The 21,033-nt window shown below is 73.4% G+C and carries 10 protein-coding genes and 1 riboswitch; of the genes, 7 read left to right on the plus strand and 3 right to left on the minus strand.

The annotated features are described in order from the left end of the window. The first annotated feature begins 54 nt into the window (after window positions 1–54). From IC605_RS11155 to IC605_RS11165, 3 genes are all read left to right on the plus strand, one after another. Window positions 55–738, plus strand: a complete 684-nt coding sequence (locus IC605_RS11155) for a response regulator (protein ID WP_216323404.1) — start codon at window positions 55–57, stop codon at window positions 736–738. Window positions 739–1,226: 488 nt separating this feature from the next. Continuing rightward, on the plus strand, window positions 1,227–4,112 hold the full coding sequence (locus tag IC605_RS11160) for a sensor histidine kinase (protein ID WP_216323407.1): 2,886 nt from the start codon (window positions 1,227–1,229) through the stop codon (window positions 4,110–4,112). 839 nt (window positions 4,113–4,951) lie between these two features. Beyond that, window positions 4,952–5,839 (plus strand): phosphotransferase family protein, encoded by an 888-nt coding sequence (locus IC605_RS11165; RefSeq protein ID WP_216323410.1) that lies wholly within the window; start codon window positions 4,952–4,954, stop codon window positions 5,837–5,839. A gap of 80 nt (window positions 5,840–5,919) precedes the next feature. Here IC605_RS11165 and IC605_RS11170 read toward each other — a convergent pair whose 3' ends face one another. Beyond that, window positions 5,920–15,690, minus strand: a complete 9,771-nt coding sequence (locus IC605_RS11170) for a translocation/assembly module TamB domain-containing protein (RefSeq protein ID WP_216323413.1) — start codon at window positions 15,688–15,690, stop codon at window positions 5,920–5,922. 180 nt (window positions 15,691–15,870) lie between these two features. Between IC605_RS11170 and IC605_RS11175 the strand changes: the two genes are divergently transcribed. Continuing rightward, window positions 15,871–16,134 (plus strand): acylphosphatase, encoded by a 264-nt coding sequence (locus IC605_RS11175; protein ID WP_216323416.1) that lies wholly within the window; start codon window positions 15,871–15,873, stop codon window positions 16,132–16,134. Between the two features lie 10 nt (window positions 16,135–16,144). Here the strand turns inward: IC605_RS11175 and IC605_RS11180 are convergent, their stop codons facing one another. Both IC605_RS11180 and IC605_RS11185 read right to left on the minus strand, forming a co-directional pair. Then, window positions 16,145–16,864, minus strand: a complete 720-nt coding sequence (locus IC605_RS11180) for a hypothetical protein (protein WP_216323419.1) — start codon at window positions 16,862–16,864, stop codon at window positions 16,145–16,147. A gap of 5 nt (window positions 16,865–16,869) precedes the next feature. Then, window positions 16,870–17,766 (minus strand): FRG domain-containing protein, encoded by an 897-nt coding sequence (locus tag IC605_RS11185; RefSeq protein WP_216323422.1) that lies wholly within the window; start codon window positions 17,764–17,766, stop codon window positions 16,870–16,872. A 103-nt stretch (window positions 17,767–17,869) separates the two neighbouring features. Between IC605_RS11185 and IC605_RS11190 the strand changes: the two genes are divergently transcribed. From IC605_RS11190 to IC605_RS11200, 3 genes are all read left to right on the plus strand, one after another. Continuing rightward, window positions 17,870–18,418: a hypothetical protein gene (locus IC605_RS11190; RefSeq protein ID WP_216323424.1), complete on the plus strand. Its 549-nt coding sequence runs from the start codon at window positions 17,870–17,872 to the stop codon at window positions 18,416–18,418. A gap of 57 nt (window positions 18,419–18,475) precedes the next feature. Next, window positions 18,476–18,564, plus strand: a riboswitch (ZMP/ZTP riboswitch). Window positions 18,565–18,621: 57 nt separating this feature from the next. Next, window positions 18,622–20,166 (plus strand): bifunctional phosphoribosylaminoimidazolecarboxamide formyltransferase/IMP cyclohydrolase, encoded by a 1,545-nt coding sequence (gene purH, locus IC605_RS11195; RefSeq protein WP_216323426.1) that lies wholly within the window; start codon window positions 18,622–18,624, stop codon window positions 20,164–20,166. Window positions 20,167–20,177: 11 nt separating this feature from the next. Then, complete coding sequence (locus tag IC605_RS11200; RefSeq protein WP_216323428.1) at window positions 20,178–21,032, plus strand: bifunctional 5,10-methylenetetrahydrofolate dehydrogenase/5,10-methenyltetrahydrofolate cyclohydrolase; 855 nt, start codon at window positions 20,178–20,180, stop codon at window positions 21,030–21,032. Window position 21,033: the final 1 nt, after the last annotated feature.

Here is a 21,033-nt window from a genome sequence, read left to right on the forward strand (position 1 = left end):
ATTCCGCGCGTGGATGCGGCCCCTCTTCCTTGCCCGCGCGGGTATCCTGCCCTCATGCTCGAAAGCGACACCTCCTCCGTCCACGGGCGGCCCATCACCCTGCTCCTGGTGGACGACCACCCCGTCGTGCGCAAGGGCACCCGCGAGCTGCTGGAGGGGGAAAGCGACCTGCGCGTGCTGGGCGAGGCCGACAGCGGCGAGGACGCCGTGCTCAAGGCCCGCGCCCTGCAACCCGACGTGATCCTGATGGACGTGTCCATGCCGGGCATGAACGGCATCGAAGCCACCCGAGTCATCAAGGCCGAGCGGCCCACCGTGGGCGTCCTCGTGCTCACGAGCTACGACGACGACGCCTACGTCTTCGCGCTGCTGGAGGCGGGGGCGGCGGGGTATCTGCTCAAGAACGCCAGCGAGGACGATCTGCTCGGGGCGGTGCGGGCGGTGGCGGCGGGGGAGAGTGCGCTGCATCCTTCCGTCGCCCGCAAGGTGCTCGAACGGTTCAGCGCGCAGCAGACGCCGACGCCGCCGGAGGACGCGCTCAGTCCGCGGGAGCTGGAGGTATTGCGGGTGGCGGCGACGGGGCGCACGAACAAGGAGATCGCGCGGGACCTCGACATCAGCCCTCGCACGGTGCAGGTTCACCTTGCTAACATCTTCTCCAAGCTGGGGGTGGGGAGTCGGACGGAGGCGGTGCTGTACGGGATCAAGCGGGGGTGGATTGATCCGAAGACGGTGTAGGGGGTCTGGGGCCGGGTGTCTTGCTGCGGTTGGCCCCCACCCCCCACCCCCCTCCCCCCCGAGGGGGCAGGGGGAGCGGCGCTGCGCTGGGCAAGGGCACACGGACAGCGCGGGTGGACGGGTTCTTCTGAACGCAAGGTGTGATCTTGTCGCGTCCCGTCGGCGTGCCCACCGTCTCGCTGCGCGAGCAAGGCGGGGCCGTGGGCCAGGAGCGTTCAGTTGCGGACACTCAAGGGGGCGTCTGGATTGACGTTCTGAACAGCGTAAAGGCTTCAGCATCTTCTCTCCCTCTCCCCTCGTGGGAGAGGGCCGGGGTGAGGGGGCGTGTGACCCACTTCAATACTCTCCGCCGTCCGCCACTCGTCTTTTAGCTCCTCCCCCTTGAGGGGGGAGGTTGGGACTCGGAGAGCTGCGCAGCAGAGGGGGTGAGTAAACCCTCCTCCCACCCCGCCAAAGCTCTACCATCTCCTCAACCCACTTCCCTTCCCATGACCCTCCCCCCCTTCCCCCCCGACCTCAGCGCCGCGCCTACCGTGCGGGCGTTCGGCGCCGCGCTGGCCGGGTTCGCCTGCAAGACGGTGCGGGCGCACGGGGTCCAGGTGTGGGCGGTGGTTGGTGGGTCGCTCGCCGTGGTGGGCGAGGAGGGCCGGGGGCTGGGGCTGAGTGACGGCACGCTGGCCGCCCGCTCGCTGGCGCGGGGGGGGCCGCTGGAGGAGGGGATGCTCGCCTGCCTGCCCTTCGGGGGCGGGGTGCTCGAACTCGTGGGGGCGGACCCGGTGGGGGTGGAGGTGATGGCGGGGCTGGCGCCGCTCCTGACGCTGGCGCTGGAGGGGGTACAGGCCCGGGAGGCGCGGCGGGGGCAGGGGCGGATCGCGGAGACGGTGGAGCGGCTGGTGCGGCGCCTGGGTGGGAGCCTCGACCTCGCGGAGGTGCTGACGGCGACGGCGGAGAGCGCGGCCCTGGCGCTCGGCTTCGGGCGGGCCTTCGTGGGGCTGTTCAGCGAACTCGGCGAGGACGGGGCGCGCACCGGGGAGGTGTTCACGCACGGCTTCGAGCCGTCCTTTACGGGCGGGATCGGGGTGGGGCCGGTGTCCCTCGGGCGGCTGACCGGGCGCGGTGAGGTGATCCTCTTCGAAAAGGCGCGGGACGCGGGCACGCCGCTGGGCGCCGGGCTCTCGGAACTCGACCCCGAGGTCGCCCTGATCGCGCCGCTGACCGCGCGGGGGCGTCCGCTGGGCCTGCTGTACGTGGACAGCCGCTCGCCGGGGGCCCGCGTGACCGAGGACGACACCCGCCTCGTGCTGGCGCTGGCCGAGCAGGCGTCCCTCGCCATCGACAACGCGCGGCTCTACGGGATCGAGACCCGCAAGCGCGAGGCGGCCGAGGCGCTGCGCGAGGCGGGGGCGGCGCTGGCGGGCAGCCTGCACCTCAGCGACACGCTGGAGCGCATTCTGGAGCGCGCGACCGCCCTCTTCGGCACCGACGCGGCGGGCGTGTACGAGCTGCAACCCGACGGGCGCACCCTCAACATCCGCAGCGCGGTCGGCCTCCCCAGCGAGTACGTCCTGCGGGTGCGGGCCAAGGTGGGATCGGGTGTGACCGGGCGGGCCGTCGAGCGCCGCGCCCTGGTCACCGCCCACGACCTCAACACCGCGCACCTCGGCGGGGGCAGCCGCTACACCCGGCAGCTCCTCGCCCAGGGCCGCTACCCGTACCGGGGCGTGATCGGCCTGCCGTTGGGCACGCGGGCGGGCGTGTTCGGGGCGCTGACCCTGTACTGGGAAGCCCCCCTCCCCCTCGACGCCGACGACCTCGCCCTGGCCGAGGTGTTCGCCGCGCAGGCCTCCTTAGCCATCGAGAACGCCCGGTTGTACGAGGAGGAACTGCGCCGCGAGCGCGAGGCCGCCGTGCTCCTGAACGTCGGGCGGCTCCTCGGCGAGGATCAGAGCGACCGTGCCCTGGCTGAGGCGTCCCGGCTCGCCACCCTGGCGCTGAACGCCGGGCGCGGCCTGATCGCCCTGATGGAGGGGGAGACGGGCGAAGTCTCGCGGTGCGCGGCCTTCAACCTGCCGCCGCCCGCCGCCGCCGACCTCGCGGGGCTGCTTTCGCAGGTCGGGCGCGGACCCCGGCCCCTGACCCGCCGGTCCGCCCTGCCGGGGGCGGGCAGCGCCCTGATCGTGCCCCTGCGCGGCGGAGCGGGGGGCGACACGGTGCTCGGCTTCCTGTACGCCGACGACCCCGGGGTGGACCCCCCGAGCGACCGTGTTCTGCAACTCGCCCGCAGCGTCGCCGACCAGATGGCGCTGACCCTCACCCGTGAGCGTCTTCTCGCCGCCCTCGCCCGCGAGGAGGCCCGCTACCGCCAGCTCGCGGAGGGCGCCCACGACCTGATCCTGAGCGCCGACCCCTCGGGCACCGTCACCTACGCCAACCCCGCCGCCACCCGCCTCCTCGCGCCGCTGACCGGACCGCTCGTCGGGGCCTCGCTGCTGGGGCTCGCCACGCCCGCCTCCCGGCCCGCCCTGCAAGTCGCCTGGGACGCCGCGCACACCCACCCCGCCGGGGGCCGCGCCGAGATCGAGGTCGCGGGCTACCGGCTGGAGGTCCGCCTCAGCGCCGTCCGTCCTGGCGGAGTGCTCCACGGCGTGCTCACCGTCGCCCGCGACCTCTCGGAACTCCAGACCCTCGCCGACGAGATTCAGCGGCGCGGGCAGGCGCTGGAGGCCGCCACCAGCCGCACGCTGGAGCTGCGGAGCTACCTCACCCTCTTTACCCAGGCGCAGGAGGAAGAGCGCCGCCGCATCAGCCGCGAACTCCACGACGACACGGCGCAGGTCCTCGTCGCCACCACCCGCCGCGTCGCCCGCCTCGCCCGCGAGCTGGGGGGCGAGCAGCGGGCGCGCGCCGACGACATTCTGGGCGACCTCGGCGCCGCCATCGAGAGCGTGCGCCGCTTCGCCCGCAACCTGCGCCCGAGCGTGCTGGACGACCTCGGCCTGCTTCCCGCGCTCGAATGGCTCGTCTCGCAGGCGCAGACCGACGCCCGGCTGGAGGTCAGCGGGGCCGAGCGGCGGCTTCCCCCGACCCTCGAACTCACGGTGTTCCGGCTGGCGCAAGAAGCCCTGACGAACGTGGACCGGCACGCCCGCGCCGCCAGCGCCGCCATCCGCGTCGCCTTCGAGGAAAACGGCGTGCGTGTGGCGATCAGCGACGACGGCCAGGGCTTCACTCAGGCGCAGGCGCAGGCCCGCGCGCAGGAGGGCCACCTGGGCCTTCTCGGCCTGCGCGAGCGCGTGACCCTCGCCGGGGGAGAACTGGAGGTGGACAGCGAGCCGGGGCGCGGCACGACGCTGCGGTTCAGGCTGCCGGGGTGATGTTAGAGGAGTATTCTATTGTAAGCACATTCCATTGCAAGATGGAACATCTATGCTCGTGCTTGTCCTCGCAAATAATACCGTATGGAAAATGACTGATGCAGAGCGTGCTAGACCACCCTGCATCAGTCATGCTGTGCCTGCTACTTTTACAAAAAAGCCTTATTAAGGAGTTACTTTAGGAACGCGTCCTGTTTGTTCCACATGTGCGTCCCCCCGCAGGCTGGGCAGGGACCAAACGAGTTTCCACTAAGCTGACTAGATTTAAAGGAGGTCTCATCCATAGAGAAACCGGTAGGGACGGTCTTATTTGTACGAGGGCAGCGAATCATCACCTGTTTTGACTGTCCACTCATAAGAACACCTTTTCCTTCGAACCAATAGAGGAAACCGTTGGGAGCAGCTAACCCCGGTTAGCTATTAACATACCATGAGTGTGGAATTCTGGCAAGTACTTATTTGTTGTCCTATGTACTGCCCTGAGCTTACCCGGATGGCGGGAAGAGAGTAATGAGCTGCGTGCAGAGAAACGCCCCAACCTCCGCTGGGACGCCTCTCCTTCGGCTGACTGCTGACCGCCCCTCTACCTCACAAACAGCCGGTACGTCATCCCGAAAGAGTGAGCCGGGCAAGAGGCTGACGTTCCAGCCGTCGGGGTGAGGGGGCGCCGAGGGACCGTAAACCTTCGTCCAGGCGCGACGTTTCCCTGCCAATTTGCACATACAATGCCGGCATCTCTTCAGGAGCTGACCTCTGTGATTCGTTGACCCACCTCTTCAGCGAGAACCTGTCACTCACCCCGGTGGGTGGGCCTTCTGTCTGATCGTTGAGGTGTAAGTATGTCTGTTCCCCAGGTGTACCTGGAAAAAATCCGGTCGGTCTATCCCGGGTTGGCCCTGAACACGTTGGACTTCAACCAAGACGGCATGGTCAACGACGTCGTGGTCGTCAACGGAGAAGTGGTGTGCCGCTTCGGCAAGCATCCGTGGGCTGCCGAGGCTCTTCGGCAGGAGGCGCGCGTTCTGGCCCTGATCCGCGAACATACCGCCGTGCGGGTGCCCCAGTTCGAGCACCTGGAGCCCGAGTTCGTCAGCTACCGCTTTGTCCCCGGTGTGCCCCTGACCCGCGACCTTCTTCTGCGCCTGACTCCGAACAATCGTCGGGCTGTTCTGGGGGATCTCATGACCTTTCTCCGGCAGATGCACCACATCCCGCGCGCGGCCACCGAGGCGGCGGGGCTTCAGGCGTCGGACGCGTTCCGAACCCGTGAGGACTGGCTGGCGCTCCTGGCCCAGGCCGAGGAGCACCTATTCCCGCTCCTGATGCGTCATCAGCGCGCGTGGATGCTCGACCATTTCGCCCCGATCCTGAATGACACCCTGGACCTGAGCCCCACGCCCCGGCTGATCCACGGTGACCTGGGCGTGTACCACGTCCTCTTCGATCCCACCGCCGGGCGGCTCGCGGGCGTCATCGACTTCGGCACGGCTGGCCTCGGTGACCCGGCCACCGACCTGGCGGTACTGCTGAGTAACTACGGTGAGTCCCTGGTCAGGGAAGTTCTTTCCGTCTATCCAGAACTGACTGACTCCCTCGACCGCGCCCGGTTCTGGGCGGGCACGCTGGAGGTGCAGTGGGCACTTGTCGGTCTCGTCCACGGTGACCGGGCCCTCACGCTGGCCCACCTCGGCGGGGCGCGTGACGTGCTGCCCATCAGTTCGGTGTGAGAGCAACCAAGAGAAACGCCCCAACCTCCGCTGGGGCGCCCCTCCTTTTCGCTGACCACTGACGGCTGACCGCTCCCCCCCTACCTCGCAAACAGCCGGTACGTCACCCCGAATTGGAGCTTCGTGCTGTCCGCGTCGTTCTGCACCCCCAGGCTCACGCTCGCGCGGCGGCCCAGGTTGTAGGCGGCGCTGAAGCTGGGCCGCACCGAGTCCAGGCTCAGGCCATTCAGCGGCGTGCTGACCTTGAAGGTCACCCGGCCGTCCGGCGTGCTGTAGGTGGCGTCGAGCAGGCCCTGGCCGCTCAGGTCCACCTGATACTGGAGGTACAGGTCGCGCGTGAGGTACGAGCCCAGGGTCAGGGTCGCGCCCAGCGTGCCGTCGTCCACCGAGAGGTTCGGCGTGAGGCGGAACACGTCGAGGCCGAGGGCTCGGGCTACGTTGCGCTCGATCTCGCCGAGGACGAAGACGTTCAGGGCCGTTTGCAGGGCCGAGGTGCCCAGGGCGGCGAGGTTGCCCGGCAGCGCCTCCAGGTTGGGCACCCCGGTGGCGACGAGGGCGTAGAGCTGCGCTTCCGTGTAGGGGTTGCCGGTGACGGGATCGACGCAGGCGTTCCCGGCGGCCGTGCAGTTCAGGTTCGTCTGGAGGTCGAGGACACTCTCGCCGCTTTGCAGGGTGCGGAAACTGCCCCCCACATTCAGCGTGACGGGCACCTGCTGGCCCGAGGTGCTCGACCTCACCGTGCCCGCCGCCACGACGGCGAAGCTGGGGTACACGCCCTCGCCGGGGAAGGTCACCCGCCCGGTCCGCAGGGCGAACTCGTTTTCGCGCAGGAAGAGGGTGCCGCGCTGGGCCAGGATGTCGCCGCGCAAGCGGGGCCGCGCCCCCGTGCCCGAGACGACGAGGTTGCCCGTGAACTCCGCCCGCGCGAGCGCCTCGTCCACCCGGATGCCGTTCGGCGCCCGGATGGGGATGTCCTCGAAGACCAGCCGCTCCAGGAAGGGGCGGGCCGGACGCTGCTCGGGGGCCTGGGCTTCCTCCCGCTGCGGCTGTGGGAAGGTCTGGTACTGCTCGGGAAGCGGGCTGGGGAAGTTGTCGGTCGTCCGCCCGTTCGTGCCCGGGGCCGTGCCCCCGCTCGTGGTCTGGCCGGGGGCCGGGATCGTCGCCGCCGTGTCCGGGCGCCCCAGCGTGAGGCGCAGGAAGGTGGCCGCCCCGCTCACCCGCACGAGCGAGCCGTCGTCCACGAGGCGCAGGTCGGCGTTGAGCAGGCTGTCGCGCCCGTAGATCAGGGCGAGGGGCAGGTCGTAGTTGCGGGCGGTGAGCGCGAGGTCAAGCCTCGGCGTGAGCGCTCCCGTCACGTTCAGCACGCCCGCCGGGTTCGTCGGGGTCGCGGCGCTGCGGCTGGTGGCCTGCACCGTCCAGCGCGTCTCGGTCGTCTGCGCCACGGTGACGGTCGTGTTCGGGAGCGGCCCCAGCGCCTGCGGGGCGAGCAGGCCCGTGAAGGTCGCCCGCGTGCCCGAGAGGCGGCCCAGGGTCAGTTGCCCGCGCACGTCCAGGGTGCCGTCGCTGCCCACCGTGCCGCCCGTGAGCAGCCGCCCGCCCGCCGTGAAGGCGCCGGAGTCGGGCAGGTCGCCCGCGAAGGTGGGAATCTGGAGGCTCAGGCCCGCCAGCGACCCCGCGAGGTTCTGCGCCCGCAGCAGCCCGCGCGGGCGGTCGTAGGTCCCCGCCGCCGAGAGGGTGACCGTCCCCTTGAGGCTGGGCGTGAGGTCGGCCAACCCGGGGATCAGCCGCAGGACCGGTGTGAAGGTCGTGTCCCGGAACTGGGCCGAGAGGTCCACCCGCTCCCGCGTGTACCCGCCCCGCACGTCCCAGGTGCCCGCCCCGCCGAGCTGGATGTTCACGTTCCGCAGCTCGCGCGCCGCGTAGTCGAGGGTGCCCGTGCCCGTCAGCGTCTCCGTCACCGCGCCTTCGCCCGTGCCGCTCGTCGCCGTCACCCGGATGCGCTCGGCGACGACGGTCGCGTTGCCCGCCAGGGGGTCGGCGAGGGGGACCTGGAAGCGGGCCACGCCCGTCACCACGCCCTCACCGACGGAGGTGCCCGCGAAGGCCCCGGCGACCGCCCCGAGCGGGAGGGCTTGCAGGGTCGCCCGCCCCGAGAGGACGCCGTTCGTCAGCGAGGCGAAGAAGTCGGTCTCGCCGAGGAAGCCGCGGATGCGCCAGTCGCCGCCGCTGAGCGTGCCCTCCACGCGCGCCCCGAGGGCCTTTTGCGCGATCTGGAGGGCCGGGCTGCTCAGGACGATCGTGCCGCCGCCGTCTTGCAGGGTGGCCTCGCCGTTCACGCGGCCCGAGAGACCGGGCGCGATCCTCAGGCCCGCCACGTCCACCCCGTCGAGCACCGCGCGCACCCGGTAGCCCTCGCCGGTGGGCCGCACGGCGACCACGCGCTCCAGGGAGGGCAGGAGGTCCGCCAGGCCGCCCTGGGCGCTCACCCGGGCCTCGCCCATGTCGTTCCCGGCGGTGAGGTCGGCCCCGAAGGTCTGCCCGCCCAGCGTGACCCGCCCCTCCAGCCGCACGTCCTGCCCGAGGGCCTGGAGGGGGTAGCGCGCGGCGGTGACGGCCCCGTTCAGGCCGGGTGCACCCGCCGTCACGTTCGCGGTGAGGGTGCCCCCGTCGCGCGCGACCGTGCCCGTCAGGTTGCCCGTCCAGCCCGCCGCCGCCTGGGTGGCGCTGAGGTTCACCACGCCCGAGGGGAGGGTGGCCGTGGCCCGCACGCGCGGTTTCCCGCCCGTCAGGGTCACGTCCGCCGCGATGTCCCCGTCGAGCGCCACCCCCAGGTAGGGCACGGTGAGGTCGGTCTTCACGCCCGAGGCGCGCAGGGTGAGGCTGCCGTTCTGGGTCTGGGTGCTCACCGCGCCGCTGGCGGTCAGCAGGCCGCTCACCCGGGGGATGGCGAGGCGGGCGAGGTCGAGGCCGGGGAGGTTCGCCCGCACGGTGCCGCCCTGCCAGGTGAGGGTGCCCGACTGCTGCCCGTCCGTCACGCCCAGGGTGGCCGCGCGCATCCCCGCTGTGCCCGACGCGCGCCACTCGCCCCGGCGCACGTCCAGCGTCAGGAGCGGATCGGCGAGCGGTCCGGTCGGCGTGACGTTCAGGCTGAGTTCGGGCCGGGCCAGGGAGGCCGTGCCCAGCCACCTCCACTCGCCGCGCTCGTCCGGGCGAAGTTCCAGCACACCGCTCGCCGTGGCGCCGGGGCCGTCCACGAGCCGCAGTTGCACGACCGCCGCGTTCGCCACCAGCCGCGCGCCCGCCCCGAGGAGCCCCGCCTCGCCCGTGACGAGGGGCCGCCCGAAGGGGCCGCTCACCCTCAGCGTGGCCGGGTCGGTGAGCACGCCGCCGGGGCCGCCCGTCACGCGGGCCGTGCCGCGCCAGCCGAGCCGCTGGCTCGCGTTCAGGTCGATGGCCGCGCGCAGGCCCTGGGACCCCACGGTCCCGACCGCCGTGAGCGCCCCGTCCCGGTACGTGGCCTGCACGTTGCCGTCCACCGCGCCGCTGGTATTCAGCGTGAGGTTCGCGGTGCCGTCCAGCCCCGCCGTCCCGCTCGCGCGAAGGGTCGCTCCCGCCGCGCTCGCCGTGACACCGTTCAGGGTCAGCGTCCGCCCCTCCAGCGTGGCGACGGTGACCCCCGCCTGGGCGAGGGTGCCGCGCAGCCCGCTCGGGGTGCCCGCGAACGTCCCGGTCGTGTCCGCAAGGCGCACGCCGGAAACGGCCGCGTCCCGGGTGGTCAGGGTGGCCCCGAGACGGGGGGAGGTCAGGGCGCCCGCCAGCGTCACGTCCGCCGTCGCCGTCCCCGTGCCGTTCACGAGGGCGAGGGGAGTCAGCCGCAGGGCCCCGGCGAGCGCGGGCACGAAGCCCTCCCCGGGGGTCAGGGTCAGGCGGCCCGTGCCGAGACGCCCGGCGCCGACCGCGTACCCGCCCTGCCCGTCGCCCGTCAGGGTCACCGGGTCGGGCAGGCTGGGGACGGTCGCCGTCGCCTCCCCCGTCAGACGCGGCCACGTCCCACCCAGGTCGAGCCGGACGGTGTTCCCGCCCTGCTGCGCCGTGCCGTACACCCGCCCCCGCACGGTGCCCGCCGCGAGGTCGAGGCCGGAGAGGTCGGCGTACACGAGGCCGCCCCGGCCTTGCCCCTTCAGGGTGACGCGGGCGTTCGCGCTCGCCTCCCGCAGCGGTCCCGAGAGCGTCACCCGGGCGTCGAACTCGTCGGCGCGGGCCGTGACGCTCCCCGCGACCAGCGCGCCCTGCAGCGGCCCGGTCAGCGTCAGGTCGCCGCCGACGGTCCCGGCCCCGAACGCCCGGGCGTCGACATCCCGCGCGGTGACTCGCACGCCCGCCGGGAGAGCACCGTCCGCCCTGAGCACCCCGCCCCGCAGGCTGCCGGAGAGGGCCGTCTCCAGCACGTCGGGCTGACCGGGCTGACGCGAGTAGGTCGCCGTTCCGTACAGGCTGAAGGGTCCCGCCGTCCCCTGCTCGCCCTTGAGCGCGAGGGTGCGGGCTTCGACCCGCTCGGGTCCACCCGCCAGCGTGCCGGAAGCGCGCACGGTGCCCGCCAGCGTCAGCGAGTCCACGTCCCAGGCGGGGGGCAGCAGCCGCGCGAGACGCACGGTATCCGCCCGCAGGGTGGCGTTGTAGCGCCCGTTCGTGAGGGTCGCGCCGCCCGCCAGCCGCGCCCCGGCTAGGCGCACGGTCACGTCCCCGGCGCGGTAGTTCGCGCCCACGTCGCCGCTCAGGTCGCCGAGCGTGTCCTGGAGGCGGCCCGCGAAGTTCGCCTGGAGGGCCGTCCAACTTCTGCCCGCCAGCGTCGCCCGCCCCGTGACCCGGAGCTGTCCGGGACGGTCCCACAGCGCCCCCGCGTCCAGCGCCGTGAGGTCGAGCGTGCCGCCCGGGCGGAAGGGGAGGCTGGCCGGGAAGGTGCCCGTCACCCGCGCCGGGCCGATGCCGCCCGCGAGCGCGAGGGTCCCCGCGCCGGTCAGCCGCGCGTCGAGCGCCCCGCCGGGCACGTTCCCGGTCGCCCGCAGGTCACCCAGCCAGCCGCGCCGGGCGTTCCAGCCCGTCACCCCGTCGAGCCGCACGCGCGTGTCGCCGGAGAGGAAGGAGGTGTGGACGTTCAGCCGCCCGTCCTGCAAGCCCCCCAGCGCGTTCGCGCCGAGTTGGCCGCGCAGGGTGCCCGCCAGCGGCTCGCCCGTGAAGGTCACCTTCCAGTCCCGGCCCAGCAGCCGCGCCGTGAGGGCCGAGCCCCCCGCCTGGAGGCCGCCTGTCCCATTCGACAAGGTGCCCTGCGCCCGCACGTCGGGCTTGGAGAGGGCGCCGCTCGCCTGCACGGTGTAGGTACCGGGCAAGTAATCCCGCAGGGTCGCCTTCGCGCTCAGGTTCAGGGTGGGGAAGACGGGGCCGCTCGCGCGCACGGTGCCCAGGGTGCCGGGCAGGGTCGCCGTCGCCCCGCTCAGCCGCAGCACGCCGCCCGTGTAGATGGCCGGAGCGCGGAAGGCCACGCCCGAGACCTCCCCGTCCGCGTTCACCCGCAGGTTGGAGAGGGTGCCCGTGACGGTGCCGCTCACGTTCCCGTCCGTGCCCGCCAGCGCCCGCAGGTCGGGGGCGGTGAAGGCACCCTGGACACGCCAATCGGTGTTCGTTTTATTCAGGCCGAGGTTCACGCTCGCCCCGGAGACGACCGCGTTCAGGGTGGCCGCCGCGTTCGGCCCGGTCAGCGCCCGCCCGGTGGCGGTGAGGTCGAGGGCCCGGCCCTGGTAGGTCCCGGCGGCGCGCAGGGTCAACGTCCCGGCGGCGTTTCCGCTGAGGGTGCCCCGCACGCCGTCCACGGCCAGCGCCGCGTTCGCCTGCGGGTAGAGGGGCCCGCGCACCCGCACGCTCAGCCCCGCGAGGTCGCTCGTCAGGTCGGCGCCGAGTTGCCCGCCCGAGAGCGTGACGGTTCCGATGGCCCGCTGCCCCGACGCCGCGAGGTTCACCCGCGCCCGCCCGTTCGCCCGCCCGAAGTCGAGGTCCGGCACCCGCAGGTCCGCCGTCACGCTGCCCGTCGCCTCAACGAGGGGCCGCAGCGCCCGCGCGTCGAGGAGGGCGCCGTCTACCGTCAGGTTCCGCCCGTCGTAGCGGACGGGGATGCGCGTGCCGGGGTGGGTCAGCGTGCCGGAGGCGGTCACGCCGTTCCTCCAGCCGACGCGGGCGTTGAGATTCAGCGGCTCGCCCAGGTAGCGGGTGCCGCGCGTGGTCAGAAGGGCGCCGTTCGGGCTCAGGGTCGCCACGAGTCGCCCCGGCACGGTCTCCCGGCGCACCTCGGCGGGCAGGTAGGCGAGGGCGGGGGAGAGGCTCGTCGTCAGCGTGCCCCCCAGCTCCGGCAGCAGCGTCACCCGCCCGGCGACCGGACCCGAGGGCACGGCGGCGAGCCTTGTCCCACTTCCGACAAGGCGCACGGTGCCCGCCTGCCCGTCCAGCGCGTAGCGGACATTCACGCCGCCGCCCCAGTTCCCGCCGAGGTACGTCAGGCCGCCCACGTTCGCCCGCGCGCCCGTCAGCGAGGCGGTGAGGGGGAAGACCTGGGCGGGCACGGTCACGCGCGTCTCTCCGGACCCGAAGCTCTGCGCGTTCAGCCGCAGCGAGCCGCGCAGGTTCGCCACGCCGCCCGTCGCGTCAGCGGTGACGTGGGGGCCGCTCACGCGCACCCGCAGGTCCTCCAGGGTGGCGGGCAGGGTCAGCCGTCCCTGCGCCGTGACGGTGTGGCCCGCAATCTCGCCGCTCGCGTCCACCCGCCCGTTCTGCGCCTTCAGGCGCAAGGGCCCGGCGGTGAGGTCCCCCGAGAGCACCCCGTCCCGCGCCGTCAGGGTGCCGTTCAGCCGTTGTCCGGCCAGGGTCAGGCCACCCGACTGCACGTCGAAGTCGGAAAAGCCCCGCAGCGTCACCCGCGCCGAGCCGCCCGCCCCGTCAAAGACGTTCACGGTACCGCGCGGTTCGGTGCCCGTGCCCGTCACGCGCCCGTCCACAAAGAGGCCCGCGACCGGGCCGCGCACGTTCAGGTCGTATCTGCCTGCCGGAAGCGCCGCCGTGCCGGTGGCGCGCAGGCCCTCGGCGTCGGTGAGCAGCACGTTCAGGTTGCTCCAGGGACCCCGCAGGGCCACGGTGTACTGGTCGAGGACGCCGCTCGCGTTCACGCTGCCCCGAAAGCCGGGTCCCCAGGTCGCACTCCCCCGCACCTGCCCCACCTGCCCGAAGGCGGTGAGGGGTTGCCGCCCGTCCACGCTCAGCAGGCCCGTCCGCGCGTCGTACCGCGCCCGCAGGTCGCCCCAGGTGCCGCTCGCGGTCAGGGCCGGGGTGAGGGTCCCTCCGATGTCTACCGCCTGGCCCGGAATCGTGACCCCCGAGAAGGAGAGGGCGCCCGTGCGTCCCGTCAGCCGCGCCCGCAGGTTGCCGTACTCGCCCGAGAGCGCGGCGTTCAGGGTCTGCCCCTGCCAGGAGGCCGTGCCGCTCGCCTGCACGCTGGGGAAGACGCGGCCGGCGAGGTTCGCCACCGCGTCCTGGTACGTCACCCGCAGGCTCGCGTTCACCGGCCCGCCCACCCGCGTGAGGGTCCCGCGCACCGCCGCGCCCGCCGCCGTCGCGTCCACCCGCGCCGTGCCGCCCCGCCCCGCCAGCGCGAGGTCGAGGGTGCCGCCGAGGTCGTCCACCCCCACCAGGGGCCGCAGGGCGGCGAGGTTCACCCGCCCGGTGGCGTCCCAGTTCTGGCCGTCGATCACCCCGCGCGCCGTCTCCCCGGCGGTCGTGAGGGTGAAGCGCACGCCGTCCTCCACGCTCAGCGTGCCCCGGATGTCGGCGCCCTCCACCCGCGCCGTGGTTGGGAAGCCCGCCCGCAGCCCCGTGTCGGCGAGCACCGTCACCCCGCCCGCCGTGCCGCGCAGGCTGGCCGAGTCGCCGCGCCCGGTGGCCGTGAGGTCGAAGCCGTTGCCGCTGGCCGTCAGCGTGCCCGTCGCCCGCAACCCGGTCGTGACCGTCGCCGTGCCGTTCACCCGCACGCCGCCCGCCACGGGCAGGTCACGCGCGTTCAGGGTAAAGGCGTCCCCCCGCCACGTCAGCCGCTGTGCGCCCGGTGTGAAGGTGCCCTGCCGCCGCAGGTAGTGCACGCTCAGCGGCCCGCGCAGGGTGCCCTCCACCCCCGGCACAGTCGCGCTGACGGTGCCTGCCACGTCTCCGCCCGTCAGGTCGAGGGTCCCCGATCCGCCGAGGGTGACCCCCGCGCCCCGCAGGTCCCGCGCCGTCCACGCGCCCCGGAAGTTGCGGTCGAGGTCGAGCACGACGCTCCCGAGGTCGGCCTTCAACCCGTCGCGGTTGAACCGGGCAGTCCCGGCAAGGGGGAAGGGTCCGGCCGTCCCATTCGTCACGGTCGCCCGCAGGTCGGAGGGCTTGCCGCTCAGCGCCACCCGCGCCCGCGCCGCCCCGTAGTCGGGGTTCAGCGTCGCCTCGATGGCCTGCGTGCGGAGGCTGAACGTGCCCGCGAGGGGACCGCCGAGCCCCCGCCCCGACAGCGTGAGGAGGTTCTGCGCGTCAATCTCCCCCGTCACGTCGAGCGGCCTCCCGGCGAAGGTCCCCGCCCAGCGCGCCCACCCCTCGCGCCCGAAGGCCCAGCGCCCGGTCAGGGTCTGCTCGCCCGCCAGACTCGTCTTCGCGCTGAGGGCGAGGTCGTTCGTCTGCCCCGTCGAGGCGTCGCGGTTCAGGTAGGTGTATTCGGCGTTCAAGTCCTGAAAGGGGATGCCCGCCAGTGTTCCCGCGCCCTTGCCGTACGCCTTGACCCGCACGGTGCTCCAGCCGCCCGCCGTGACGCTCAGGTTCAGGGTGCCGCGCCCGGTGGTGCCCAGCGCCTGCGCGAGCCCCTCGACGGTCGGCGAGCCCTGGGCCGTGACCGTCCAGTTCTTCGCCGCCGTGTCCACGCCGCCCCGGGCGGTGATCGGGCCGTTCCAGCCCACGCCCGCGAGGTCGAGGGCGATCTTGTCCCCCCGGTGGGTGGCCGTTCCGCCGATCTTCCGCACGGTGACGAACCTCGCCTGCGGGACCTGGATGCTGCCGTCCCGCAGCCGCAGGTCACCGCGCACCGGGCCGTCGCCGAGCACGTAGCGCCCGGTGATGCGCCCGCCCGTCACGCCCGGCCAGTAGTGGTTGATGACCCGCGCGTCGGCGTCGAGGGCGAGGTCGAACACGTTGCCCGCCGCGCCCCCGCGCACCCGCAGGTCGGCGTTGAGGTCGCCCTCGTCCGTTCGCCCGCGCACGGCGAGTGTCCCGTTCTCGCCCGGCTGCACCCGGAAGGAGCTGTCGGGGATGTTCACGCCCGAGCCGTCCACGTTCACCCGCGTCCGCTGCACGTCGAGGCCGCCGAGGACGACCTTCCAGCCGCCCCCGCCCCCGCCCTGCCGCCCGCCCCCGCCGCCCGAGAGGAGGTCCCTGAGCCGCAGGTTCACCGCCGCGTCGGAGACGGCCACGTTGAGCCGCACCGTCTTGTTTCTGAGGTCCACCCCCTCGATCCTCACGCCCGCGCGGCCCGCCGTCGCGCTCACGCCCGGGAGCCGCACCGCCGCGCCCGAGAGGCTGGGCGACCACAGCGGCCCGCCCACCGCGTCCGCCGTGATGCGGGTGTCTCCCCCGTCAAGGCGCGCGAGCAGCCACCCGCCCAGCAGCCGGGGGGCCAGCGCCGCCGCGAGCACGAGCAGCCCGGCCAGGATGAGGAGCACCCACGGCCAGCGCCGTCCCGTCCGCCGGGGGGTGGGGGCGGGGGCGCTCCGTTCGGGGGTCGGGGTGTCGGTCACGGGTGCCCCACCGTCCGGGGGGTGCGGGCGGGTGGCTGGGGCGCGCGAAGATGAAGGAGGGCGGCGCGGACGGGCATCCCCGTAGTTTACCCTCCCCCGGGTGAGCGCCCTGGTGAAAACCTCACCGGACGGTCAGAAACGCACCCTCTCCCCCCCGCTGGCCCCGGTACCATACCCCCCATGCGTCTGACTGCTCTCGTCACCGGAACCGTTCAGGGCGTCGGCTACCGCCGCTACGTCCAGCGCCACGCCCGCGACCTGAATCTCAGCGGCAGCGCCGAGAACCTCCTCGACGGCCGGGTCGAGGTCGTCGCCGAGGGGCCCCCCGAGCGGCTCGAACGCCTGCTCCACTGGCTGCGCCGCGGCCCGCCCCACGCCCGCGTGCGCGAGGTGCAGACCCAGTACAGCGAGGCGACCGGCCTTCAGGACTTTCACACGTACTGACCGGGGAGGCTCACCCCTTGGCCGCTGCCCGGACGAGATACCGGGCGACCTCGGGGTGAAGCGGGTGCCGCGCCTGCGGATTGAGCCACAGCCTCACCTCCACGGGCTGCCCGGCCGGGGTCAGCGAACAGAGCAGGGCGGCACTCAGCCGCGGACGGCCCCGCGCGTAGGCCCGCGCGGCCTCGGGGGGCACGCCCGGGGAGGCCGGGTCCGCCTCCGGCCCGGTCGAGCGACCCAGCCGCCGCAGCGCCGCCGGGATCAGGTCGTCCCCCACCTTGTCCGGCGGCACGATGACGGCGAGCACGTTGGCCGCGCCGGGGGGAAGCTGCCCGGTCTTGTCCCCCAGAACGCGCGCCAGCCGCAGGGCCGTCCGGTCCTCCTCCCCGCCGGAGGGCCGCAACCGGGTCACCTCGACGTGAAAGGGGGTGTGGGTTTTGAACGTGACCCCCAGGTCGGGGCCCCGTCCCCCGGACGCGCGGTGGGGCTCGTACACCACGGAGAAGCGGCGGTCGCGCACGAGCAGGGCCGCGACGGCAAGTTCGGCGATCAGGTCGTGCAGCTCGCCCTCCGAGGAGGCCAGCCGCGCCTTTTTGCGAATCTTGGCCGCGTGCGCCTCGGCGAAGGCGAGCCAGGAGCGCGAGTCGGCCCACCCGCGCAGGGCGGGGGCGAGCGGGTGGCTGTCCCCGCCGCACACCAGCGCCACCAGATCGTCGGTCCGCCCCACCGGCACGCCTCCTACCGCTGGACCGGGGTGTCCTGTTCGGGGCGGCCCGAGAGGTCACTGTAGGGCACGGCGGGCACGTCCTTCCGGAGGCGGTAGTAGCGCCGCAGCGAGCGGCTCAGCCCGCCGAGATCGGGGAAGAGGGTGCGCTCGTTGATGTTCGACTGGTCGAGCTTGTCCCTGATCTCCCACTTCAGCTCGGCGGGGACGATGACCTTGCGGTAGGCGGCGGGGTGGCGGACCAACCAGTCGTCGAGCGCCGTATCGGGGTTGGAGAGCAGCGCGAAGAGGGCCGACTGCTGCACGATCCGCTCGTCGAGGGAGGGGGGCTCCAAGAAGAGCAGGAAGGGCTGCTCGGCCTCCTGTTCGAGGTCTTCGAGCCAGCCCATGTCGAAGGAGGTGACGGGGGACTGCTCGGCCTGCTGGTGGCGCCGCGAGTACGCGGCGAGCATGTCCACCGTGAAGACCTGCCCGCCCTCACGGTCGAGGAGCCGCCGCAGGGGCAGGGGCAGCTCCCGGTTCGTCTCCTCGAAGTTGACCATCCAGATCACCCCGTCCCTGCCGTACAGCTCCTCCTCGGCGGTGGCGAAGTGCAGCGCGACCATCGGCGAGGAGGTCCAGTCGAGCAGCCGGGTGGGCAGGCCGTGGTGCTGCCCGAGCGCCAGCCAGTACCACGAGAGGTCGCGGTCTACGCCCGAGCGGTAGGCGTACTTGCGGAAGTTGCGCAGGAGGTGGCGCTCCACGTCGCGCACCTCGCCCTCCAGCCGTTGCAGGGTGGTCGTGAGCTTGGCGTCCACCGCCTGCCCCCGGAACACGAAGGGCGAGCGAAAGCGGCGCAGGGCCGGATTCCACGCCTCCGAATGCAAAACGTCGTACAGCTCCAGCCACGAATGGACGCGGATGTCGTGCATGGCCCCACCATAGGGGCGCCCCCGGCCCCGCAACCGTCGGCGATCGCCCCCGGTAAAGGCTCGCGCAAGGCCGCGGTTGCCCGCGCGGGCTTAAGGTGGCCCCATGAGCGTCAAGGACAGCTTCACCCCGGACGAGTGGTTCAAGGTCATGACCGGGCCGGGCCGCGCGGGGGCGGCGGTCGTCGCGGCGAGCCCCAGCGGCGTGACCGGCCTCGTGGCGGAGGCGCAGGCCATCGCTTCCGCCATCCGCGGGGAGGTGAGCGGTGCCGGGCGCACCCCCCTCCTGGAGGCGATGGCCGCCGACCTGATGGGCACCCCGCCCGACGCCCGGGACCGCCCCCAGGAGGAGCGCGCCCGCACCATGGAAGAGGCCCGCGCCCGCAGCATTGACGCCGTGCGTCAGGCCGTGTGGCTGGTGAGCAGCAAGGCCGGCCCCGAGGACGCCGACGCCTACCGCCGTCTGCTGTGGACCGTCGCCGAGCGCACGGCGGAGGCGGCCCGCGAGGGCGGCTTCCTCGGCATCGGCGGCGAGCAGATCAGCGAGGGGGAACGGACGGCGCTCGGCGAGCTGCGGAGTGTGCTCGGGATGGACGGCGGGAGCCCCGAGACCCCGACGAACATGGGTCCGGGTGGCCCGGGCTCCTCCTCCTGACGCCGGCCTGAACGGGGAGACCTCCCGCGTGGGTGGTCGGCGTGTATGCTTGACCCCGCGGCGGGGGGCGACTGGCGCTGAACGTGGGGGCACACCACGGGGAAGCCTTCCCGCATGACGAGTGATCGCGCGCCTGGGTCGGACGCACCGCCGTATCGGACGGAGGGCGTCCACCTTCCCTTTTCCAGGTGCGGAGGCAGGACATGGCGAGACGGGCCCTGATCTCGGTGAGCGACAAGACGGGCGTGGAGAGTTTCGCGCGGGCACTCACGGCGCGCGGCTGGGAGGTGCTGAGCACGGGCGGCACCCTCGCCACCCTGCGCGCGGCGAATGTGTCCGCGACGGCGGTGAGCGACGTGACGGGCTTCCCCGAGATTCTGGACGGGCGGGTCAAGACCCTGCACCCGGGCATCCACGGCGGCATTCTCGCCCGGCGGGAGGAGGGGCACCTCACCGAACTCGCCGCGCACGGCATCGCTCCTATCGACCTCGTGTGCGTGAACCTCTACCCCTTCCGCGAGACGGTGGCGCGCGGGGCCGCCCCCCAGGAGGTCGTCGAGAACATCGACATCGGCGGCCCGGCGATGATTCGCGCGGCGGCGAAGAACCACGCGGATGTGCTCGTCCTCGTCGATCCCGCCGACTACGGGCTGGCGTTGCAGGATGAGGTCTCGCCCGAAGACCGCCGCCGCCTCGCCGCCAAGGCCTACCGCCACACCGGCGAGTACGACGCGGCGATCTCCGCCTACCTGGAGGGGACGGGGGAGCGGGCGGAGGCCCTGCCCGAATGCCTCACCCTCGACCTGTCCCGCGCCGCGCAGGTGCGGTACGGCGAGAACCCCCACCAGCCGGGGGCGGTGTACCGGCTCGGGCAGGAACGCGGCCCGGTCCTCGACGCCCGGGTGGTGGCCGGAAAGCCGATGAGCTTCAACAACTACGCGGACGCCGATGCGGCCTGGGCTCTCGCGCGGGAACTCGCGGCGCAGGAAGACCAGCCCGCCGGAACCCGCGCCGTCTGCGTCGCCGTCAAGCACGCCAACCCCTGCGGCGTGGCGGTGGCGGACAGCGTGCGGGCGGCCTGGGAACGCGCCCGCGACGCCGACCCCCTCAGCGTCTTCGGGGGCGTGGTGGCGGTGAGCCGCCCGGTGGACCTCGCGGCGGCCCAGGCGATGCGGGGGACCTTCCTCGAAGTCCTGATCGCGCCCGAGGTCACCCCAGAAGCCGTGGAGTGGTTCGCCGCGAAAAAGCCCGACCTGCGGGTGCTCGTCGCCGCGCCGGATGCCAACCCGGGGATGCTCGACGTGCGGCCCCTCGCGGGGGGCTTCGCGGTGCAACGGCGCGACACCCGGCCCTGGGACGACCTCTGCCCGGAGGTGGTGACCACCCGCGAGCCCACGGAACAGGAATGGCTCGACCTGCGCTTCGCCTGGGCGGTCGTCAAGCACGCGCGGAGCAACGCGGTCGTCCTCGCGCGAGGCGGGGTGACGGTGGGCCTGGGCGCCGGGGCGGTCAGCCGCATCTGGGCCGCCGAGCGGGCGGTGGCGAACGCGGGCGAGCGGGCGCGCGGGGCCGTGCTCGCCTCCGAAGCCTTCTTCCCCTTTGACGACGTGGTGCGGCTCGCGGCGGGCGTGGGCGTGACCGCCGTGCTGCAACCGGGCGGGGCCAAGCGCGACCCCGAGGTCATCGCCGCCGCGAACGACCTCGGCGTGAGCATGGTCTTCACCGGCTCGCGGCACTTCCGGCACTGAGGGGTGGGCGCATGACCGACCCTCGACTCCTCCTCGGCAAGCCCCTCGCCGACGGGGTGACGCGCGGCGTGAGGGAGGCCCTGGCGGCGTGGGACTTCCGGCCCGGGCTCGTCAGCGTCCTCGCCTCGGACGACCCCGCCTCGCGCGTGTACGTGGAGAGCAAGGCTCGGCGGGCCGAGCGGCTGGGCGTGCGCTTCACGGCGCTCGACCTCGGGCCGGAGGTGACCCAGGACGAGCTGCACGCGGCCCTGCGCGGGCTCTCCGCCGACCCGGCGGTCCACGGCATCGTCCTCGAACTGCCCCTCGCCCCGGGCCTGGACCCCGACGCCGCCCTGCTCCACCTCGCCCCCCGCAAGGACGTGGAGGGCCTGACGCCCGCCAACCTCGCCCTCGTGGCGGCGGGACGGGAGGCGGAGGCCCTCTTGCCCCCCACCCCGCGCAGCGTGCGCTTCCTGCTGCGGGAGGCGCTGGGTGACGATCTGCGCGGCCTGCGCGTCGCCCTGATCGGCCCGGGGCGGACGGTCGGGCGGCCCCTCGCCCCCATGCTCAACAACCGGGGCGTGACCGTCACCGTCTGCAACGAGCACACCCGCGACCTGGCAGGCGTGCTCGCCCCGCAGGACGCGGTGGTGGTCGCCGTGGGGCGCGCGGGCCTGCTGCGCCCGGAGCACGTGCGGGCGCATCACGTCGTCATCGACGCGGGCATCAACGTCACGCCGGGGGGGGTGGTGGGCGACGCCCGGCCGGGGCTCCCCGTCCGCGCCCAGACGCCCGTGCCCGGCGGCGTCGGCCCCCTCACGAGCGCGCTGATGTACCAGAATCTCGTGCGGGCGGTGCGGCTCGGGCGCGGCGAACCCGTGGAGTAGG

It is taken from the genome of Deinococcus aestuarii (assembly GCF_018863415.1).
Taxonomy (GTDB): Bacteria; Deinococcota; Deinococci; order Deinococcales; family Deinococcaceae; genus Deinococcus; species Deinococcus aestuarii.